At 49.4% G+C, this 18,747-nt stretch carries 15 protein-coding genes and 1 pseudogene; 11 read left to right on the forward strand and 5 right to left on the reverse strand.

Going from position 1 to position 18,747, the window contains the following annotated elements:
* The first annotated feature begins 271 nt into the window (after nt 1-271).
* Both B880_RS0107400 and B880_RS0107405 read left to right on the forward strand, forming a co-directional pair.
* Nucleotides 272-1,225 carry a glycosyltransferase family 2 protein gene (locus tag B880_RS0107400; protein WP_017346756.1) on the forward strand — a complete coding sequence of 318 codons (954 nt, stop codon included), beginning with the start codon at nt 272-274 and terminating at the stop codon, nt 1,223-1,225.
* Complete coding sequence (locus B880_RS0107405) at nt 1,222-2,754, forward strand: glucosyltransferase domain-containing protein (RefSeq protein WP_017346757.1); 1,533 nt, start codon at nt 1,222-1,224, stop codon at nt 2,752-2,754. The genes B880_RS0107400 and B880_RS0107405 overlap by 4 nt, the downstream gene beginning before the upstream one ends.
* Nucleotides 2,755-2,870: 116 nt before the next feature.
* Here the strand turns inward: B880_RS0107405 and B880_RS0107410 are convergent, their stop codons facing one another.
* Nucleotides 2,871-4,283: a coniferyl aldehyde dehydrogenase gene (locus B880_RS0107410; protein WP_017346758.1), complete on the reverse strand. Its 1,413-nt coding sequence runs from the start codon at nt 4,281-4,283 to the stop codon at nt 2,871-2,873.
* Nucleotides 4,284-4,386: 103 nt separating this feature from the next.
* Between B880_RS0107410 and B880_RS0107415 the strand changes: the two genes are divergently transcribed.
* The 3 genes and pseudogenes from B880_RS0107415 to B880_RS0107425 all read left to right on the forward strand — a co-directional run.
* A complete protein-coding gene (locus B880_RS0107415) occupies nt 4,387-5,286 on the forward strand; it encodes a LysR family transcriptional regulator (RefSeq protein ID WP_017346759.1) in 900 nt (299 codons plus the stop codon).
* Nucleotides 5,287-5,544: 258 nt separating this feature from the next.
* Nucleotides 5,545-7,845, forward strand: coding sequence for a TonB-dependent siderophore receptor (locus tag B880_RS0107420; protein WP_017346760.1), 2,301 nt, complete (start codon nt 5,545-5,547; stop codon nt 7,843-7,845).
* Nucleotides 7,846-8,441: 596 nt separating this feature from the next.
* Nucleotides 8,442-8,696: pseudogene (locus B880_RS0107425) on the forward strand (LysR family transcriptional regulator); the annotation flags it as partial.
* 11 nt (nt 8,697-8,707) lie between these two features.
* Here B880_RS0107425 and B880_RS0107430 read toward each other — a convergent pair.
* Nucleotides 8,708-9,775, reverse strand: a complete 1,068-nt coding sequence (locus B880_RS0107430) for an MFS transporter (protein WP_017346762.1) — start codon at nt 9,773-9,775, stop codon at nt 8,708-8,710.
* Nucleotides 9,776-10,185: 410 nt separating this feature from the next.
* Between B880_RS0107430 and B880_RS0107435 the strand changes: the two genes are divergently transcribed.
* From B880_RS0107435 to B880_RS0107450, 4 genes are all read left to right on the forward strand, one after another.
* Nucleotides 10,186-11,424: an MFS transporter gene (locus B880_RS0107435; protein ID WP_017346763.1), complete on the forward strand. Its 1,239-nt coding sequence runs from the start codon at nt 10,186-10,188 to the stop codon at nt 11,422-11,424.
* Nucleotides 11,425-11,440: 16 nt separating this feature from the next.
* A complete protein-coding gene (locus B880_RS0107440) occupies nt 11,441-12,505 on the forward strand; it encodes a sugar phosphate isomerase/epimerase family protein (RefSeq protein WP_017346764.1) in 1,065 nt (354 codons plus the stop codon).
* Between the two features lies 1 nt (nt 12,506).
* Entirely contained in the window at nt 12,507-13,652 is a 1,146-nt protein-coding gene (locus B880_RS0107445) for a Gfo/Idh/MocA family protein (protein WP_017346765.1), read from the forward strand.
* 98 nt (nt 13,653-13,750) lie between these two features.
* Nucleotides 13,751-14,731, forward strand: a complete 981-nt coding sequence (locus B880_RS0107450) for a LacI family DNA-binding transcriptional regulator (RefSeq protein ID WP_017346766.1) — start codon at nt 13,751-13,753, stop codon at nt 14,729-14,731.
* Nucleotides 14,732-14,737: 6 nt separating this feature from the next.
* Here the strand turns inward: B880_RS0107450 and B880_RS0107455 are convergent, their stop codons facing one another.
* Together B880_RS0107455 and B880_RS0107460 are read right to left on the reverse strand one after the other, a co-directional pair.
* Nucleotides 14,738-15,586, reverse strand: coding sequence for a sugar phosphate isomerase/epimerase family protein (locus B880_RS0107455; protein ID WP_017346767.1), 849 nt, complete (start codon nt 15,584-15,586; stop codon nt 14,738-14,740).
* A gap of 205 nt (nt 15,587-15,791) precedes the next feature.
* Entirely contained in the window at nt 15,792-16,406 is a 615-nt protein-coding gene (locus B880_RS0107460; RefSeq protein ID WP_051005684.1) for a TetR/AcrR family transcriptional regulator, read from the reverse strand.
* A 58-nt stretch (nt 16,407-16,464) separates the two neighbouring features.
* Here B880_RS0107460 and B880_RS0107465 point away from each other — a divergent pair, with 58 nt between their 5' ends.
* Nucleotides 16,465-17,493 (forward strand): MDR family NADP-dependent oxidoreductase, encoded by a 1,029-nt coding sequence (locus B880_RS0107465; protein ID WP_017346769.1) that lies wholly within the window; start codon nt 16,465-16,467, stop codon nt 17,491-17,493.
* Between the two features lie 95 nt (nt 17,494-17,588).
* On the opposite strand, the gene B880_RS0107470 is transcribed toward B880_RS0107465, so the two are convergent.
* Nucleotides 17,589-18,053, reverse strand: a complete 465-nt coding sequence (locus tag B880_RS0107470; RefSeq protein WP_017346770.1) for a nuclear transport factor 2 family protein — start codon at nt 18,051-18,053, stop codon at nt 17,589-17,591.
* Nucleotides 18,054-18,190: 137 nt separating this feature from the next.
* On the opposite strand from B880_RS0107470, the gene B880_RS0107475 reads away from it, so the two are divergent.
* Nucleotides 18,191-18,598, forward strand: a complete 408-nt coding sequence (locus B880_RS0107475) for a winged helix-turn-helix transcriptional regulator (RefSeq protein WP_017346771.1) — start codon at nt 18,191-18,193, stop codon at nt 18,596-18,598.
* The last annotated feature ends 149 nt before the right edge of the window (nt 18,599-18,747 follow it).

An 18,747-nucleotide genomic window follows, 5' to 3' on the forward strand; every position in this document is an offset into this window, starting at 1 on the left:
GCAAACCCGGCTTTTAAAACCAAAAACGTGATGTCCCGCTAAATAAGAACATATTTTTTAGATCCCAGGCTCCCCGTCTGTGATAGAAACCTTTCCATGGTCTACACTAACCCCATCTCAAAATATCCTTTTGCCTGAAAAAATCCTGGCCTTGAGCGCCTGAGTTATCGACCAGCACCTACATGGATTACCCACAAAAATAACGATTGATATACCACGTAGTCCTTAGCTGGATTGCCAGTAAGTCAGTTATTTACCCGGAGAATGGAGCATGATTTTATCTATTATTGTTCCTGTTTTTAATGAAGAGTCCAGTATCCCTCTATTTATTAATGAGGTGCGAAGTCTGTCCGAGATCTATGATCAATTTTCCGTTGAAATAATTTTCATCAATGATGGCAGCACTGACAAAACCACCGATGTCATCCGTGAAATAAAACCTAATAATGATACTATTACCCTGATTAATTTCAGTCGGAATTTTGGTAAAGAAGCTGCGTTGTTTGCTGGGCTAGAGTTCTCTTCTGGCGATGCTGTTATCCCTATGGATGTTGATTTACAGGACCCTGTGTGCATTATTCCTGAAATGATAAAGCATTGGCAGCAGGGCGCTGATGTGGTACTCGCAAAGCGGACTGACCGCAGCACTGACGGCGTGATTAAAAAAATCTGCGCCAATGGTTACTATTTTATTTACAACCTCCTGACAAGAAATAAAATAGAGAGCAATGCGGGTGACTATCGGCTTCTGTCAAGGAAAACAGTAGACAGAATTATTAGCTTACCCGAGAGTTCGCTGTTCATGAAAGGACTTATGTCGTGGGTGGGGGGTAAGACAGCGGTTGTGGAATACAGCAGGCCAAAAAGAAAGAGTGGGCATTCAAAATTTAACGGTTGGCGACTCTGGAATTTCGCGCTTGATGGCATCACTTCGTTTTCAACCCTTCCGTTAAGAATATGGACATATATAGGACTGGCTATCTCCATGCTGTCTTTACTCTATGGCGTGTGGATAATTATCTCAAACTTAACCTGGGGAAATAACGTACCAGGCTATTCTTCTTTAATGGTTGCTATTCTTTTCCTGGGCGGGGTGCAACTGATAGGGATTGGTGTGATGGGCGAGTATATAGGCCGTATTTTTATGGAGTCCAAGCACAGGCCAAAGTATATACTGGAAGAAATACATGGTTCTAAGAAAACATTTAAAAGTGATGCTAAATGATGAAAAATGAACTGGATTCATTGACGTATAATAATGACCTGAGAGTTCTAAAAGTAAACTTCCTCATTGTGATTATATTTTCTCTGGTGGTCACTTCTCCCATCATTACCGGGAATATATACTACGTTGATGACTATTACAGGTTATTAAATGGTAGCGTGCGTTACTGGTTTTTCAATGGACGACCGCTTGCGGTTTTTCTGACATGGATACTCGATTTTTCCTCCCTGACTACTGATACATCGCCTTTGCCTCTTTTGATTGGATTGATGTCTTGTTCCATGCTTCTCGTTCTCAGCTTCAGAAAGTTACCTGATATGACTGATAGTCTGCGTATACTACTCAGTTTATCCGTAATAATCAGTCCTTTTCTGGCTCAGGGAATGTTGTATACTTTCGATGCTATGGCGATATTGATCTCGGCAGGATTAGCCATCTATGCTATTACAATCATAATAAAGTTTGATTTCATAACGGGTATGGTGGGCTTTCTACTGCTGGTATCCACGTTATGCCTGTATCAGCCATCTATAAACTACAGTGTTATGATAATATTAATCTTATTCACTGTTCATTATAAAGAGGTTAACGCACTTAAACAGTTGGTGATGCGCTTTGGTGTGCTTTTATTAAGTTTGGGTTTTTATAAAATGCTTATCATTCCATTATCAGGCATGGATGCACTCAGTTTACACCGAGGGGAATTGATACCTTTCAGTGTCACTGGATTGTTGCATTTATATGATAATTGTATCTCCGCGTTTAGCAGTGTAAATCTGGCATTTCCAGGTCTAATTAAAATCCCCGTTTTTACTTTATTTTTATCAGGTGTCATTTCCTGCGTGCTGATCTCAGGGGGATTAATCAAAGATAGAAAATACATTCATAGCTTAATCATTCTGGTCAGCCCATGCGTGATACTCATTTTTATTCCGGGATTCCTTCTGCTTTTGGATAATGCCACCTTTGACCCAAGGGTGCTGGGCGCATTTTCCACGGCTATTATTTTCTTTTCTTGTGTCAGCTATTACACAATTGCACCGTTAAGAAAAATACTTTTTATTAGTTTGGTGCTCTATGTGATCTTTTCCGCAGTCTTTATGACGACTTTATTTCGTGCTGCCGTTAATCAAACCCGATTCACTGATGATGTATTGATCAGCATAAGAAACTCGCTCTCACTTTATCCAGAAGGGTCATTTACAGGCATTAGCTTTGTTGGGGCGCTCCCTTACTCACCGGACATTTTGCCTGCCCTACGCCGTTATCCCTACCTGATTAAATACTTCACACCTGCACTGACAGAGAACAATGAATTCAGGTATTACGGCCCAGCCAAAAGAATTATGCTCTATGCACATTTGTATCCGACGACTCAGGCAATGAGAGAGTTCGTGCCCAGTGAAAAGCTGGTCTCTGGATGCATTTACCATCTCTATAAGTATGAAAGTATTGTTGTTGTGAATTTCAAGATGCCAGCATGTGATATACCACAACAATATGTACACCTGGCTCCGCAGGTAAAATAGCCACTTAGACTGTCATCAAAGTAAGACGAAGTTTATATTCAGTCTACTCCGCTTACGCTGGAGTAGACTGGCAAGAACAATATCTTAGCCCCACCATGGTGGGGCTTAATCTGCGATTAGCCTTGTAACAACGCACTGGCCGCAATCAGCTTATCCTGATAGGGCGCGCGCAAACGCAGATTTGTTGTGCCGGCCGCATCCTGAATCACCACTGGTTTTGCATGACTAAAACGGCGGAAGCCATGAACACCGTGATAAGCACCGATGCCAGAAGCACCTACACCACCGAAAGGCAGACTATCCAGCGAGGCATGAGTCATGACATCGTTGATCACCAGTGCCCCGGAAGTGGTCTGGTTTGCCATCTGTTTCTGACGAATCTCATCATAGCCAAAATAGTAGGCTGCCAGTGGACGCGGGTGCGCATTAATGTAATTGATTGCTTCTTTCACATCGGCAGAATAGGTTTTAATCGGCAGCAATGGCCCAAAGATCTCTTCCTGCATTACGCCCATGTCATCATTAGCGTCCAAAATCAGATGCGGGGCTATTTTACGGCTCAGCGCATCAAAATCAGGTTCTCCAGCAGGGGCCAGACTCACCACCCGAGCACCTTTAGCCCGCGCATCCTCTATCAGCTTAATCAATCTCTCATAGTGACGGTCACTCACGATCGCGGTGTAATCACTGTTCTCTTGCAGGGTTGGAAAAGCCTGCTGCATAAACGCTTGTGCGTGTTGTACAAATGCCGCCTGAGCTGCGGCTGGGAGCATCAGGTAATCCGGAGAGATGCAAATTTGTCCGGCATTAAACGTCTTGATGGTCATCGTCCTGGCTGCTGCGAGGGCAACATCCGCATCTGAATCCAACACGACAGGTGACTTGCCACCCAGTTCCAACGTGACAGGCACCAGGTTTTCTGCCGCTGCACGCATAACATGTTTACCCACGGCGGTACTGCCGGTGAAGACCAGATGATCAAATGGCAGGGCGCTGAAAGCCTGACCAACGGCAGCATCACCTAACACCACGGTAAGTTCTCTGGCATCAAAGTAGCGCGGGACCAGCTCAGCCAGTAATTGAGACGTATGCGGTGTGAGCTCAGAAGGTTTGAGCATCGCACTGTTACCGGCAGCAAAAACACCCGCCAGCGGGCCGAATGCGAGGTTAATCGGGAAGTTCCACGGGCTGATAATACCCACTACGCCCAGCGGCTGCGATTCAATCCACGCCTGCATACCTTCAACAGGCACTTCTGCGACTTCCGGTTGCATCCACGCTTCAAGATTCTCTGCCGAGTGCTGCAACATATTCATGGTAGTCAGTAAGTCAGCGGCCAGGGTTTGATAGGCACTGCGATGACCAAAGTCAGCATTAATGGCCGCGTTTATAACCTCATGATTATCACGAATCAGCGCAATACTACGCTGTAAACGATCGCGACGAAGTGCTACTGAAGCGGGGCCAGCCTGCAAATGTGCCTGCTTCATTGCATGTAAAACCTGTTGTAACTCTTGCTGATGCGACATGATTTTTACCTGTCTGATTGCGATACAGGAAGCTTACGCGCACTGGTCTTCTGGCGCTAACAAGGCTATTTTAGTAGGGGTATAAATAAATTTATGGGTCGATATGTCTCTGGTTCGCTTACGTACATTTATCGAAGTTTATCGCCAGCGCTCTATCTCTGCCGCGGCAAGAGCCCTGAATCTGACTCAGCCCGCTGTTTCGCAGCATATCAACGGGCTGGAAGTGGCGCTGGGACGCCCGCTGTTTGAGCGACAGGTGCATGGTGTCGTGCCGACTGCGGCGGCTGATGATTTGGCGGCCGATATTGGTAGCTCACTGGATGTTGCAGAGTCTGCACTCTCATCCGCCCGGGCACGATCGATGGATGTTAGCGGCACGCTGCAAATCATTGGCCACGCCGATTTCATGGCGGAAAAACTGTCAGGCGAGTTATTGCCCCTGTTAGAGAGCGGTATCCGCGTTCATATGCATACCGGAGATGGCTCATTAGTTGCTCAAATGGTGCTGGAAGGCCATTGTGATTTAGGCATCACTGCCCACCCAATAACTGATGAACGCTTAAAGGGGGAGGTGATCTTTCGCGATCGGGTGATTGCTGTCGCCTCACCTCAGGTTGCACATCGGTTGCAGCAGGCAACTGATTTTGCCAACGGATTAATCAATGAGCCACTGTTGGCTTATGATCTCAAACTCTCATTGATCGACCACTGGCTGGACAAAAACCGTATTCGCTATAAAACATTGCTGCCTGCTGTGGTAGGGCAAGATCTGCGTGGACAGCGTAGTCTGTTGTGTCGTGGATTTGGCTGGACGGTAATGCCCGAATTTCTTTGTCGCGAGCAAATAGCACAGGGCGACCTGGTAGAGCTGCCTGCTCCCGTGGGTGATACTGAAATCCGCTACCATCTGTTGTGGCTGCCCAGTGCACTGCGCCAACCGCGTATCGCGCATGCCAGGCAGATTTTAATACAGCAATTAAAATCCTCCACAGCAGATGCCTGATTTAGTGGAATTATAAGCTATTTAATGATAACGGCATTAAATAGCTCAATCAGTTATTAAAGTATTAACAAATATGAATGAAAATTCATTACCCTTAGAAATAATAATGGCATCGATTTTTTTGCAGTGCGAATTTAAAGATATTACACCCGCACAATTAAATAATTATTAAACCCTGACGTTGTAATCAATAATCATTCTCGTTATAGTGCGTTTTTTCATTTTTCTTACAATCACAGGCAGGTGATTAATACCCTTATGAAAATTGCAACTAAATACAGCTTACTGGCTTCGCTTATCGCCTGTAATCTCGGGATGTCTCTGGCATTGGCCGCTGATACCAGCACTGAATCAAAAACCACTAAAGTTAATAACGACGAAAAACAGCAGACCCAACCCCTGACGGTAAGTGATGAAAAAAGCAGTGGCGAAAATGAAATGGTAGTCACTGCGAGGGAACAAACACTCCAGGCTCCTGGCGTTTCGATTATCGACAGTCAGGCAATCAAAAAGCACCCTATTCAGCGCGATCTCTCTGAAATTATTCGCACCATGCCCGGTGTCAACCTGACGGGTAACTCCAACAGTGGCCAACGGGGTAATAACCGTCAGATCGATATTCGCGGTATGGGCCCGGAAAACACCCTGATCATGATTGATGGTATGCCGGTCAGTAGCCGTAACTCAGTCCGTTATGGCTGGAGTGACGAGCGTGACACGCGCGGTGATACCAACTGGGTGCCACCAGAAATGATTGATCGTATTGAAGTTATTCGTGGTCCTGCTGCGGCCATGTATGGCAGTGGTGCGATGGGTGGTGTCATCAACATCATTACTAAACCGGCGGAAAAGGCATGGCACGGAAGTTTTAACACTTACTTCAATGCGCCGGAGCACAAACAAGAAGGCGCAACCAAACGCTATAATGCCAGCGTAAGCGGTGCGTTAACGGATAATCTGACGCTGCGCTTATATGGCAACTGGAATAAAACCCAGGCCGATGGTGAGAATATCAATGCAGGCCATACAGCAGGGCGAACCGGCACCTACGCGGGAACATTACCTTCAGGCCGTGAAGGTTTTATCAATAAAGATATCAATGCGGTATTACATTGGGAATTTATCCCACGCCAGGCGCTGGAGCTAGGATTAGGCTATAGCCGCCAGGGTAACTTGTATGCGGGTGATACGCAAAACACCAACAGTAATGCGCTGGTGAAGGCCAATTATGGCAAAGAAACCAATATTTTATATCGCCAAACGTTAAGCCTGAAATATACCGGCGCATGGGATAACGGTATCACCACCAATAACTACATTCAGTTTGAGAAGACGCGAAATACCCGAATGAATGAAGGGTTATCTGGCGGCATTGCCGGTATCTTCAGTAGTACCAATGAAGGCTTCTCCACCATCAATCTGAATGACACCAATCTGCATTCTGAAGTGAATATTCCGTTCGATCTCTGGGTCAGTCAAAATGTGACCTTCGGTGCGGAGTTTAATCATCAAACCATGAAAGACCCGACGTCAAATACCGAGGCCACCTCTGGCGGATCTGTCCCAGGGATTTCCGATACGGGACGCAGCAAATACAGCTCAGCAGATATCTACGGCGTTTATGCTGAAGACAATATCGACCTGACTGACAGCACCCGCCTGACGCCAGGATTGCGCTACAACCACCAGAGTATGAGCGGTGGTGACTTCAGTCCGGCACTCAACCTTTCGCAAGAGTTGGGTAACGACTTCACGCTGAAGCTCGGGATTGCACGCGCCTGGAAAGCGCCGAACCTTTATCAGACTAACCCTAACTACCTGCTGTACAGCAAGGGGCAGGGCTGTTACGCCAGTTCTGGTGCCTGCTATCTGCAAGGGAACCGTGATCTGAAGGCTGAAACCAGCATCAATAAAGAGATCGGCATTGAGTATAAACACGAGGATGTGCAGGCCGGCCTGACCTGGTATCGCAACGATTACCGCAACAAGATTGAGGGTGGTTACTCGGCGGTTGGTCAGACTACTTCCGGTACCGACATTTATAAATGGGAAAACGTGCCAAAAGCGTTGGTGCAGGGGATCGAAGGTACGCTGAACTTCCCAATCAGTGATACCGTGACCATTAATAACAACTTCACCTACAACATTGAGAATAAGAACAAAACCACCGGGGATTATCTGTCGATCATTCCGAAGTTTACCATCAACTCAACGCTGGACTGGCAGGCGACTAACGATCTCGCAGTTCAGGGAACGATGACCTGGTACGGTAAACAAAAACCGAAAAAATACAATTACAAAGGTGAGCCAACGTCTGGCAGTGAGACCCGCCAGGTTACGCCTTACGTACTGTTTGGTGCCAGTGCAACCTACACCATCAACAAAAATGTCGACCTGACCGCCGGTATCGATAACCTGCTGGATGAACGTCACTACCGTGCCGGTAACGCACAAACCACCGGTAATGCAACCACCGGTGCCTATCTGTATGGTGCGGGTGCATATACCTATAACGAACCAGGCCGCACCTATTATATGGAGCTGGGTGTGCATTTCTGATAGTTCGAATGACTCTGCTGCAGGTGTTCGATCACCTGCAGCCCTTTCCATAGCCCCGCCATTCTCACATCCTAAGCGTCAAATAATTGCCACTTCAGGCTGAAAGCGTCCGCAAGGCTTAACTCCCTTATTAAGGCATGTTTTCGTGATTTTTAGTGGTAGATAGCGCCTTTATCCCTCCAGACTCCAGGATCAATGTCAGGATCAAGTCACGAACAAAACTCCCTAAACTAATATAATTGTGTTTATATTAGTTTATAAATACAGAGTGTTGGGCCGTAACGGCGTGAGGATCTCACTGAGATCGATCAGTCTGGAGAGAGGGCGTTCAAAAATAGCCGGTTCTGGGCGAAGTAAATGTTCAAAATACCGGCAGCGCCTGGCGAATTCTGCTGGGTAATCCCCCTGATAAAATCTCAGAATTCACGTAGCGCGATCATCATCAATCGCACATTTTGTCAGCATCATGAATACAGAATCGCCATACCAGGCCATGATTAACAGAGTTGCCATTTATTCTACAATCCCGCCTCGCATTCGCAGGTACATTATCTGCCAGTGAGGGTAGTTTCATTTCTTATTGAGTTGAAGTGTTCATGCGTACAACCGATCATCTTGGCGGCATTTCCGCTTTTGTAACGACTGCTCAGTCAGGTAGCTTTACTGCTGCTGCGGAGCGTCTTGGTTTGACCAAATCCGCCGTAGGGAAGAGTGTTGGCAGACTGGAAGATCGCCTGGGCTTAAAGTTATTTCAACGCTCAACCCGCACGCTAAGTTTAACGCCAAATGGCGAACGCTTCTTACTGAGCTGTCAGAGTGCAATTGAAACACTGGTTCAGGCAGCGGCCGACGGCTTGCTCGATTAGATGGAGGTTTCTTCTTGTAACGCCACACTGCTGGAACCAGCGCGATGTTTAATCGCGATGGTGAAGAAAGCTAACAGGGCAAAGATGGCACTGCTGATCACCACTGAATGGGTGCCAAGATGCGCAATAAACCAGCCGCCTGTTAACGATCCTACGGTAATCCCGAGGTTTGAAAATGACATATACAGACTGTTAGCAAATTCAGGCGCTTCATGTGCTTCACGCATTAGCCAGCTCTGGCTAATGACCAGCCCTGAAGAGTGGAACGCCCCCCAGAATACAATCAATAATGACATCGCAAAGAGAGAGAAGCCTAACCCCCACACTAAGGCGAATACTAAAATATAGAACAGGGGATAGAGATGGGTAGTTTTAACCAGATTTTTTTGCAGCAGACTGCTAAAAATAAAGTTACCTATAAACCCGCACACACCAAATAAAATCAACATAGCACTAATTAAATTATTATTCAGTGCGGTTACTTTTTCCAGGTAATCCGCGACATAACTGAAGCTGGAGAACATGGCCGCAAATACAAATGTCACGGTCGCGATGGTTAACCACAGCTTGCCTTTACGCAGTACCGAAAGCTGACTTTTAAATGACATTTTTTGTGTTGCTGGCATTGAGGGCATCATGAAAATTACGCCAGTTAATGCCAGCGCACAGGCGGCGGCATGTTTCTCTGCGGGTACAGAATTTGCGGCAACCACTAAAGCAACGGCAAAAAATACCGCATGGGCTAAAGCGGGTAGCACGCGAAATGCCAGGTTCAGATGGAAAGAAGAGCTGGTGGCGTAAGTCAGGTTTGAAATTATAAACACCACTAATATGGTCAGCATGACGGTCTTTTTATTAAAACCTGACAGCATTAAGGTAATAAAAGGCCCGGTAGCGGCCACCACCAACGCGTAAATGCTAACGAGAAATCCGACCTGCGCCGGAGTGACATTAAGTTGAGAAACCAGTTTCGGTAATAAGCCAATAATTGCTATTTCAGTTGTGATAACGCCGAACACTGCTACTGATAACGCCAGTAACAGCAGTGAGCTATTTTTCTGCACAGGATCACCATTAATAAATGATTATAAAATTCACATGCGGCATTTGCCGTTGAGATATTGTGAAAGTATTTATGCCTTGAGTGAATAGGGTTTTCGGCGTTACTGAGTAGCTATAAATTCTACAATTGATTTAAAATCGCTGTGGTTGTGGTGATTTTTTAGCTTGGTGGAATGCCTGTAACATCACCAATAATTCTCAGATATTTATCGTTCCCCTTCCTGGTGGTTTACTGATGCTCGTCCATTCCATGAGCACGCGTTACCAATAATGCTGTCATCCTGAAGCTCCTTCGAGGCCAGGGCCAATAATCTTCAAACTGTGATCCAGACAGAGGAATCCTTTTTTGTAATCGATTACTTTATGGGTCGAAAAGAAATGTAATCGATTACTTTGTTGGTGAGAGGCCACTATGGTGACAACAGTAACGCGTACCGAGAGCATGGAAAAACAGCACCAGATGTTGATCCCAAGACTCTCTTTAATGATGTTTATGCAGTTTTTCATCTGGGGTAGTTGGTCGGTCACGCTCGGTCTGGTGATGACGCAACACAACATGTCCTTATTGATCGGCGATGCGTTTTCAGCCGGGCCGATCGCCTCGATCCTGTCTCCCTTTGTGCTGGGTATGTTGGTAGACAGGTTCTTCCCGTCGCAGAAAGTCATGGCCGTCATGAACCTGGCAGGAGCGGCGATCCTCTGGTTTGTGCCTTCGGCGCTGGCTTCAGAAAACGGTGCTCAGCTCATCGCCTTACTGTTTGGTTATACGTTGTGCTTTATGCCGACGCTGGCGCTGGCAAATAACATTGCCTTCCACAGTCTGGCGAAAAGTGACAAAAGTTTCCCTGTGGTGCGCGTGTTTGGCACCATTGGCTGGATAGTGGCGGGGATCTTTATCGGCTTCACCGGCATTGCTTCCAGTGCTTCCATCTTCACCCTCGCGACCATCTGCTCGGTGGTATTGGCGGTATACAGCCTGACGCTGCCGCATACGCCCGCGCCTGCCAAAGGGATGCCGTTAAAAGTACGCGATCTATTCTGTGCCGACGCCTTTGCTTTGCTCAAGGTGCCTCACTTTTTCGTGTTCGCACTGTGCGCCACGTTGATCTCCATCCCCCTGGGCACCTATTACGCTTATACCGCCTCCTGGCTGGCAGATGCAGGCGTGACAAACATCAGTACCGCAATGTCCTTCGGCCAGATGTCTGAAATCTTCTTCATGCTGGTGATCCCCTTGCTGTTCAGACGTTTGGGCGTGAAGTACATGCTACTGGTCGGCATGTTGGCCTGGTTTGTACGCTATGCGCTGTTTGCCATCGGGATGGGCGATGAGGGGCGTGCGCTGATCTATCTGGGCATTCTGCTACACGGTGTCTGTTATGACTTCTTCTTTGTAGTGGGCTTCATCTACACAGACCGCATTGCAGGTGAAAAAGTAAAAGGGCAGGCGCAAAGCATGGTGGTCATGTTCACCTACGGCATCGGCATGCTATTGGGTTCGCAAATCTCCGGCGCACTCTACAACCGATTGGTTGCGGGGCAAGGCACGGCTGAAAACTGGGCAACATTCTGGTGGATCCCCGCCATTGCGGCGGCTGCGATCGCCATTATTTTCCTCTTCACCTTTAAGTACCGGGATGAAAAGGGTTGATTAACTGGAGGTGTACGTGAAAACGTTGAAAGGACCTGGTATTTTTCTGTCGCAGTTCATCGGGGAGCAGGCCCCGTTTAATACCCTGGAAGGACTGGCACAATGGGCATCGGCGCTGGGCTATAAAGCATTGCAGATCCCCTGTAATCACCGGTCGATCTTTGATTTGGATCTTGCGTCCACCAGCCAGGCCTACTGCGATGACATCACGGGACTACTTGGCACATACGGGCTGGTGGTGAGCGAGTTATCGACCCATCTTGAGGGACAGCTGATTGCTGTCCATCCGGCGCATGATGTGGCGTTTGATGGCTTCGCACCGCCTGAGGTACGTGGTGATAATGCCAGGCGAACAGCATGGGCGATTGAAAGCGTTAAAAAAGCGGCGGCGGCATCGGCGAAGCTGGGGCTGCGTGCACATGCCACTTTTTCCGGTTCGCTCGCCTGGCCGTACGTCTATCCCTGGCCGCCACACAATCCGGCGCTGCTTGAAGAAGCCTTCGCCGAGCTGGCGCGCCGCTGGCTGCCTGTGCTAGAGGTGTTTGATGGTTACGGTGTGGATGTGTGCTATGAGCTGCATCCGGGAGAAGACCTGCATGATGGCGTGACATTTGAGCGTTTCTTAGCGGCCGTAAATCATCATCCACGCTGCAATATTCTGTTTGATCCCAGCCATCTGCTGCTACAGCACATCGATTATCTGCAATTTATCGATATCTATCATCAGCGCATCAAAGCCTTCCACGTCAAAGATGCCGAATACCAACCAAATGGCCGAAGTGGCATATACGGAGGCTATCAGCGGTGGGTTGAGCGTGCCGGGCGTTTTCGCTCACCCGGTGACGGTCAGGTCGACTTCAAAGGGATATTCAGCAAGCTGGCTCAGTACGATTATGACGGCTGGGCGGTACTGGAGTGGGAATGCTGTCTGAAAGACAGTGACGTCGGGGCGCGTGAAGGCGCCGAATTTATTCAGCATCACATTATTCCTGTCGCCAACCGCGCGTTTGATGATTTTGCCGCCCAGCACGATGCTACATCCAGCGTTCGCGCACAGCTTGGCCTGAAACAAGGAGCCTGAAGTGATTAACGTAGGAATTATTGGCACGGGATTTATCGGGCCAGCACATATTGAAGCATTGCGTCGCCTGGGCAACGTTAACGTTGTTGCCCTCTGTGATTCAAACCAGAACAGTGCTGAATCCCGCGCGGCCCAGCTGAATGTGCCGCATGCCTACAGCGACGTCACCGCGTTTTTACAACATCAAGGATTGGATGCGGTGCATAACTGCACGCCCAACCATCTGCACGCGGCGATAAACCGGCAAATCATAGCGGCGGGCAAACATGTGTTTTCGGAAAAGCCGTTGTGTATGACGATGGACGAAGCCAGAGAGCTGGTGGCACTGGCAGAGCAGGCGGGGGTGGTGCATGGCGTGAGCTTTGTCTATCGCCAGTTTGCCATGGTACAGCAGGCCGCGAGCATGGTGCGTTACCAGCAACTGGGGCGACTTTTTTCAGCACAGGGCAGCTATCTGCAAGACTGGATGCTGGAAGAAACCGATTACAACTGGCGTGTGGATGCCACAAAGGGTGGGGCATCACGTGCGGTGGCGGATATTGGCTCTCACTGGTGCGATACCATCCAGTTCGTGACTGGACGAAAAATCGTGGAAGTGATGGCCGATCTGTCCATAGTCTGGCCTACACGCAAGGCAAGTCTTGCTGAAGCCGGTACTTTTGGCGCACTGGTCGACGAAACACAGTATGAATCCCGCGAAGTGGCCACGGAAGATATGGGCTTTGTGCTGTTCCGTTTTGATGATGGCAGTAAGGGAAGCTTCAGCGTGTCGCAAGTTTCAGCCGGGCGTAAGAACCGGCTCAGCCTTGAGGTGAACGGCAGCCTTGGCTCACTGGCCTGGGATCAGGAAACGCCGCAGCAGCTGTGGTTGGGTCACCGGCACAAGGCGAACCAGTTGCTTTCGGATGACCCCACGCTGATGAACCCGGATGTGGCTGGCAGAGCACGCTTCCCGGGTGGGCATATTGAGGGTTGGCCAGATGCATTCCGTGCCATGATGCAACAGTTTTATCAGGCTGTCGCGCAGGGCAAACCCTCGTCAAACACCAGCTTTGCCACGTTCAGGGATGGTGCGCAGGTGATGGCGATTGTTGATGCGATTGTGCAGAGCCATCAGCAGCAGCGCTGGGTGCGTGTAAGTCTGTAATATCCGGCCCGATCGGTTTCCAACCGATCGGGCTAACTTATTGTTCACGCGGAATTATGGTAGCCTGCGTAACATCTGATTCAGTATGAGTTGCTGCCATGTCCATTCAAAAAATCGCTCGTCTGGCGGGGGTTTCCGTCGCGACGGTGTCACGTGTGTTGAATAACAGCGACACGGTTAAAGATAAAAATCGCGAGAAAGTACTGCAGGCGATCAAAGAGAGCAACTATCAGCCCAATTTACTGGCCCGCCAACTGCGCACCGCCCGTAGCTCAATGATTCTGGTGATGGTCTCCGACATTTCAAACCCTTTCTGTGCCGAAGTGGTGAAGGGCATCGAAGAGGAAGCGGAGAAGAACGGCTATCGTATTCTGCTGTGTAACTCCGGATCCGATATCGAGCGTTCCCGTTCCAGTCTGCAGCTGCTGTCCGGCAAAATGGTCGACGGCATCATCACCATGGACGCCTTCAGTAAACTGCCGGAGTTAAGCCACTTGATCGCCAACACCCCTTGGGTACAGTGTGCCGAGTACGCGGATGCGGGAGAAATTTCCTGCGTAGGTATCAACGACAGCGATGCCTCACAGCAGGTGGTGCGATATCTGGCGGATAAAGGCCGCAAGCGTATTGCTATCATCAATCATGATCTCAGCTATAAATATGCACGGCTGCGTCAGGAGGGATATCTGGCGCAACTTGAGCGCGATCGGCTTGAGTGGCAGGCGATAAGCTATGCCAGCGAACTGAGCTTCAGCGCCGGTAAAGAGGCGATGATTGCATTACTGGAGAGGAAAGAGCGGCCCGATGCGGTGTTTGCGGTGTCAGATACGTTAGCGGCTGGCGCGATGGCAGCGATTCAGGCAGCGGGGCTACGCGTCCCGGAGGATATTGCCGTGGCTGGCTTCGATGGCACCGAGTTGGCGGAGATGGTCACGCCACCGCTGACAACCCTGGCGCAGCCATCGCGTGATATCGGTCGTCAGGCTTGCAGGTTGGTCCTGCAAAAAATTGATCAACCGGAATCCTCTCCTGAAAGGGTGATCCTGCAAGGGCACCTGATTGAGCGTGCCAGTGCATAAGCGGGCTTAGTGCGGCAACTTTTGCAGTGCCGCGCGGAGATTCTTCAGCGAAGTCGTGATGATGCTCCAGGCATCCTTCGGCTTGTCATGTTCTATGATGAACCATCTCACACCATTGGCTTTCGCCGCAGGTAGAATGGCTGACCAGTCCAACAGACCCTCACCCAGCGGCGCGAAGTTCATCTCATCGTCCCGAATGCCGATGGAGGCGTTATCCTTGGCATGGATGGCATAGATTCTACCGGGATATTCCTGCAGAAAGCGCACCGGATCCTGACCGCCACGCGACACCCAGGCGGCATCCATCTCCAGCTTCAGGTTGTCCCGTGAGGTGTGATTCATCAGAATCTCCAGCGCGGTCACGCCGTTGTACTTCTTCATCTCAAAGTTGTGGTTGTGATAGGCCAGTTGTATGCCGTCATGACGCAGTTTCGCACCCATCGCATCTAAACGCCTGGCGTAGTCAATCCAGCCGCGGGTACTGTCCGGGCGATCTTTTGGTTCAATCCACGGAACGATGATGACCCTGTTACCAACGGATTTATTGAATGCCACGGTAGGTGCGTAGTCATTTTCCAGTGCCGAGAGCTGGACGTGGGCAGAGGTCACCGTCAGGGCATTTTTTTCCAGTAAAGATTTCATCTGTTGCGCGCTGAGATCATGGGTTCCCACGATTTCAACATGTTTGAAACCGGCGTCATGCGCCATAGCGAACTGTTTTTCCGCCGTACCGACGTTTCTCAGGGTATACATCTGCAGCGCTATTTCGTCATCAATCTGCGCCGCCGAAACGGCCATTGAACTCAGTGCAGCAGAAGCAAGCAGACAGGTACTGAACAGTAATCGGGCAAGCATAGTATTTCCTTTAATGAAAAGTAATCGATTACAAAGAAGTTTAAAAGTAATCGATTACTTTTAAGGTGGCTTAACTCTTTCTGAGAAATGTGATGCGTTTCATACAATTTCGGCGTGGTCGTCACAGAGTTGCACGCAGACTCTAAATCACAGAAGTGGAGGGTGCATCAGGCGGCCGGTAGCATCGTCAACATAGACAAACAGGTCATGCTGTTAAATAACTTTTCACCAGCAAAATTAATTCATTTTTCAGCTCTGATGACAGCAATTGTTCACGCCGTAGGGCATCATGCACCACGCCCTCTATAGCAGAAGCCAGCACCTGACTGGCGATTTTAGCGCGAGCTGTGCCCACCTGTCGGGCGGTAAACGTCAGGTAAAATTCAGCATAGCGGCACTCAAACTCCTGGTGTGCATCGCGCCCGGAGAGCGGTACTTCATCAAGCAAGATGCGGTGCAAACGTGGATTAATGAGGTGGGCGGCAATAATGCCGTCAATCATACGTTCAACGTCGGCACTGAAGGTGTCAGCCTGAGCCGGTTCGTTAACCTTAATCGTGTCAAAAACCGCGAGTATCGCCGCGAGGTGCTGCTGGCGGATCGCCTCTGCCAGCGCCAGTTTATTGGGAAAATACTGGTACAGCGAACCAATGCTGACGCCCGCGGTGCGCGCCACGTCATTAGTATTAAATTTTGCCCATCCTTTTTCAGCCAGAATGCGAGTAGCAACATCAAGGATGATGCCGACCAGAAATCGCGAGCGGCTTTGCTGCGGCATTTTTCGCATGGTTTGCGGCGTCTCTGGAACACGAGTATTCACGTAATGGCTCTCCGACTGATAATGCGAGTATTAACTCACATATATAAAAGGAAATAAAATGGCGTCTCCATTTCAGCGCAATCGGAAAATTAACCTACTCAAACGCTCTTCAGGTATGCCTGGCTCCGCTAACTTCGCCATCGTTGAGCAGGATGAACTGGCGTGGGGTGCAAATCAGGTATTAGTGCGCAATCGCTGGTTTCGCGTCTCCATCTCAACCCGCCTGATGATGAGTGAAGAGGCTGAAAGCGTGAAAGGCATCCCGTTTCCGCCGATTAACGTTGGCGATACGCTGGCCGACGCGGCCATTGGTCAGGTTGTTTCAGCACCTGCGGACAGCGGTTTGCAGCCGGGTGAATTTGTGCTTCATCCGTTGGGATGGCGGGAATATGCCGTTGTTAACGTCGGCGATTGTACCCGGTTAGGCACCCGACAGCCGAATCCCGTGGCCTGTCTCGGACACGGATGGACAGCGTATGCGGCCCTGACGCGTGCCACCCAGGTTAAACCGGGTGATGTGGTCTTTGTTTCCAGTCGTGCCGGAGCCATTGGCTCTATGGCCGGACAAATTGCCCGTAAGCTGGGTGCCAGTCGTGTTATCGGGAGTACCGGCACGCCTGATAAGGCGCTGTGGATGAAACAGACGTTGGGCTACGACGAAGTCATCTTGCGAGGTGAGGGCAGCATCAGCGAGCAACTGCATCGCTATGCGCCTGATGGCATTGACGTGTTTATCGATATTGTCGGGGGTGAACAATTAGAAGCTGCGGTTTCGCATACCCGTGAAGGTGCGAGACTGGTACTGCTTGGAGCATTATCTGCTGAACTGGCGAATGCAAAGTCGACTAAATATGCCCCGGTGGAAATCGATGCATTTGCCTTGATTGTTAAGGGCGTGACCCTGCGTGGCTACAGTGCGGATGAAAATCCCGAAGTCTTTGCTGAATGGCTAGCCTGTGTATCACAGCCTTCATGGGCGGACATCGAATTTCCAGTTACCCGGTTTACAGGACTGGAAACCGCACCGCTGGCGCTGGAAGAGACCTGTTCCGGCAAGGCGCGTGGATTGGTTTTGGTTGAGCTTTGAAGTTCCAAGCGTGAAGACCTGAAAGAGAATCTCGCTGGTAAACAAAAGGGCATCATTAAGGAGTGGCCCGATTTAACGGGCCACTCCTTTCTGGATCAGAACATCGTGTTGCTATTCGCCGATTTTTCCGGCACGTCCTGGATAACATCCCAGTGCTCGACGATCTTTCCATCCTTAACGCGGAAAATATCCAGCACGGCCTGGCCCCGATCGTGAGCACCGTTGGTAGAGTGAACCTGCAACCAGACCAAATCGTTATCTACTGAGCTGCGTATCACCTTAGCCCGTGAGTTGGGATTTGCACGGAAGAAGTCTTTGAAATAGTTAACAAACGGCGCTTTGCCATCCGGCACATCCGGATTGTGCTGGCGGTAATTCTCCGCGATTACGCCTGCGGCTTTATCAACATCATGATGATTAAAGAAGCGGTCATAGAAATGCAGCACCAGCTGGCGGTTTTCCTCGGTATTCACTGTTGGGGTTTCGGCTGCGGCGGCCACGGTATTCACGGTTGCAAGCAGAATACCTGCCAACAGAACGCGTTGAATAATTTTCTTCACTGATATTCCCTCTTTTTTAATGTCTGGTCACAAAAATAGACTGCTTGAGATCCGGATGGTACATTCAGCCAGGACCTTCAACAAGAAGTCAGGATTTATTCACCTGGTCACATCGGTGTGACTATTGGAGAGCACAAATGTCAGTTGAAAAGTGGGAAGGCAGTGAAAATGATATTGCAGAGTTCGGACAGGCCTGCCCAATACGTGATGTGCTGGATAAAATTGGCGATCAGTGGAGTTTGCTCATTCTTGAAGCGCTGACCGAAAGAACAGTACGTTTTAACCAGTTGAGCCGGGAAATCGATGATATTTCCCGCCAGATGTTGTCGCGTACGCTCCGACGACTGGAAGCAGATGGCTATATTAGCCGGAAGATCTATGCAGAGGTTCCCCCTCGCGTCGAGTATGCGCTGACGGACTTGGGTCGATCTTTCCTGGTACCGATGCAGCAGCTGGTGCAATGGGCAGAAGATAATCATGCCCGTATCTGTCGGGCTCGCCGGTTACAACATGAAAAAATCCTGTCTGAACAGGGAGATGAATAACCTAAAGCGCTCCGGCGAGGGTCGTGAAAATTCTGGCGCGAATCCATGTTGCAATGCTGGCAGTGTCTGAGAATGTCCTCAGACTTGCTACACCGTGCGTTAGCAATCAGATTAACGATCGCGTTTCACCAGCCGCTGAACCTGACGCT

The organism is Pantoea sp. A4 (assembly GCF_000295955.2).
GTDB lineage: Bacteria > Pseudomonadota > Gammaproteobacteria > Enterobacterales > Enterobacteriaceae > Pantoea > Pantoea multigeneris.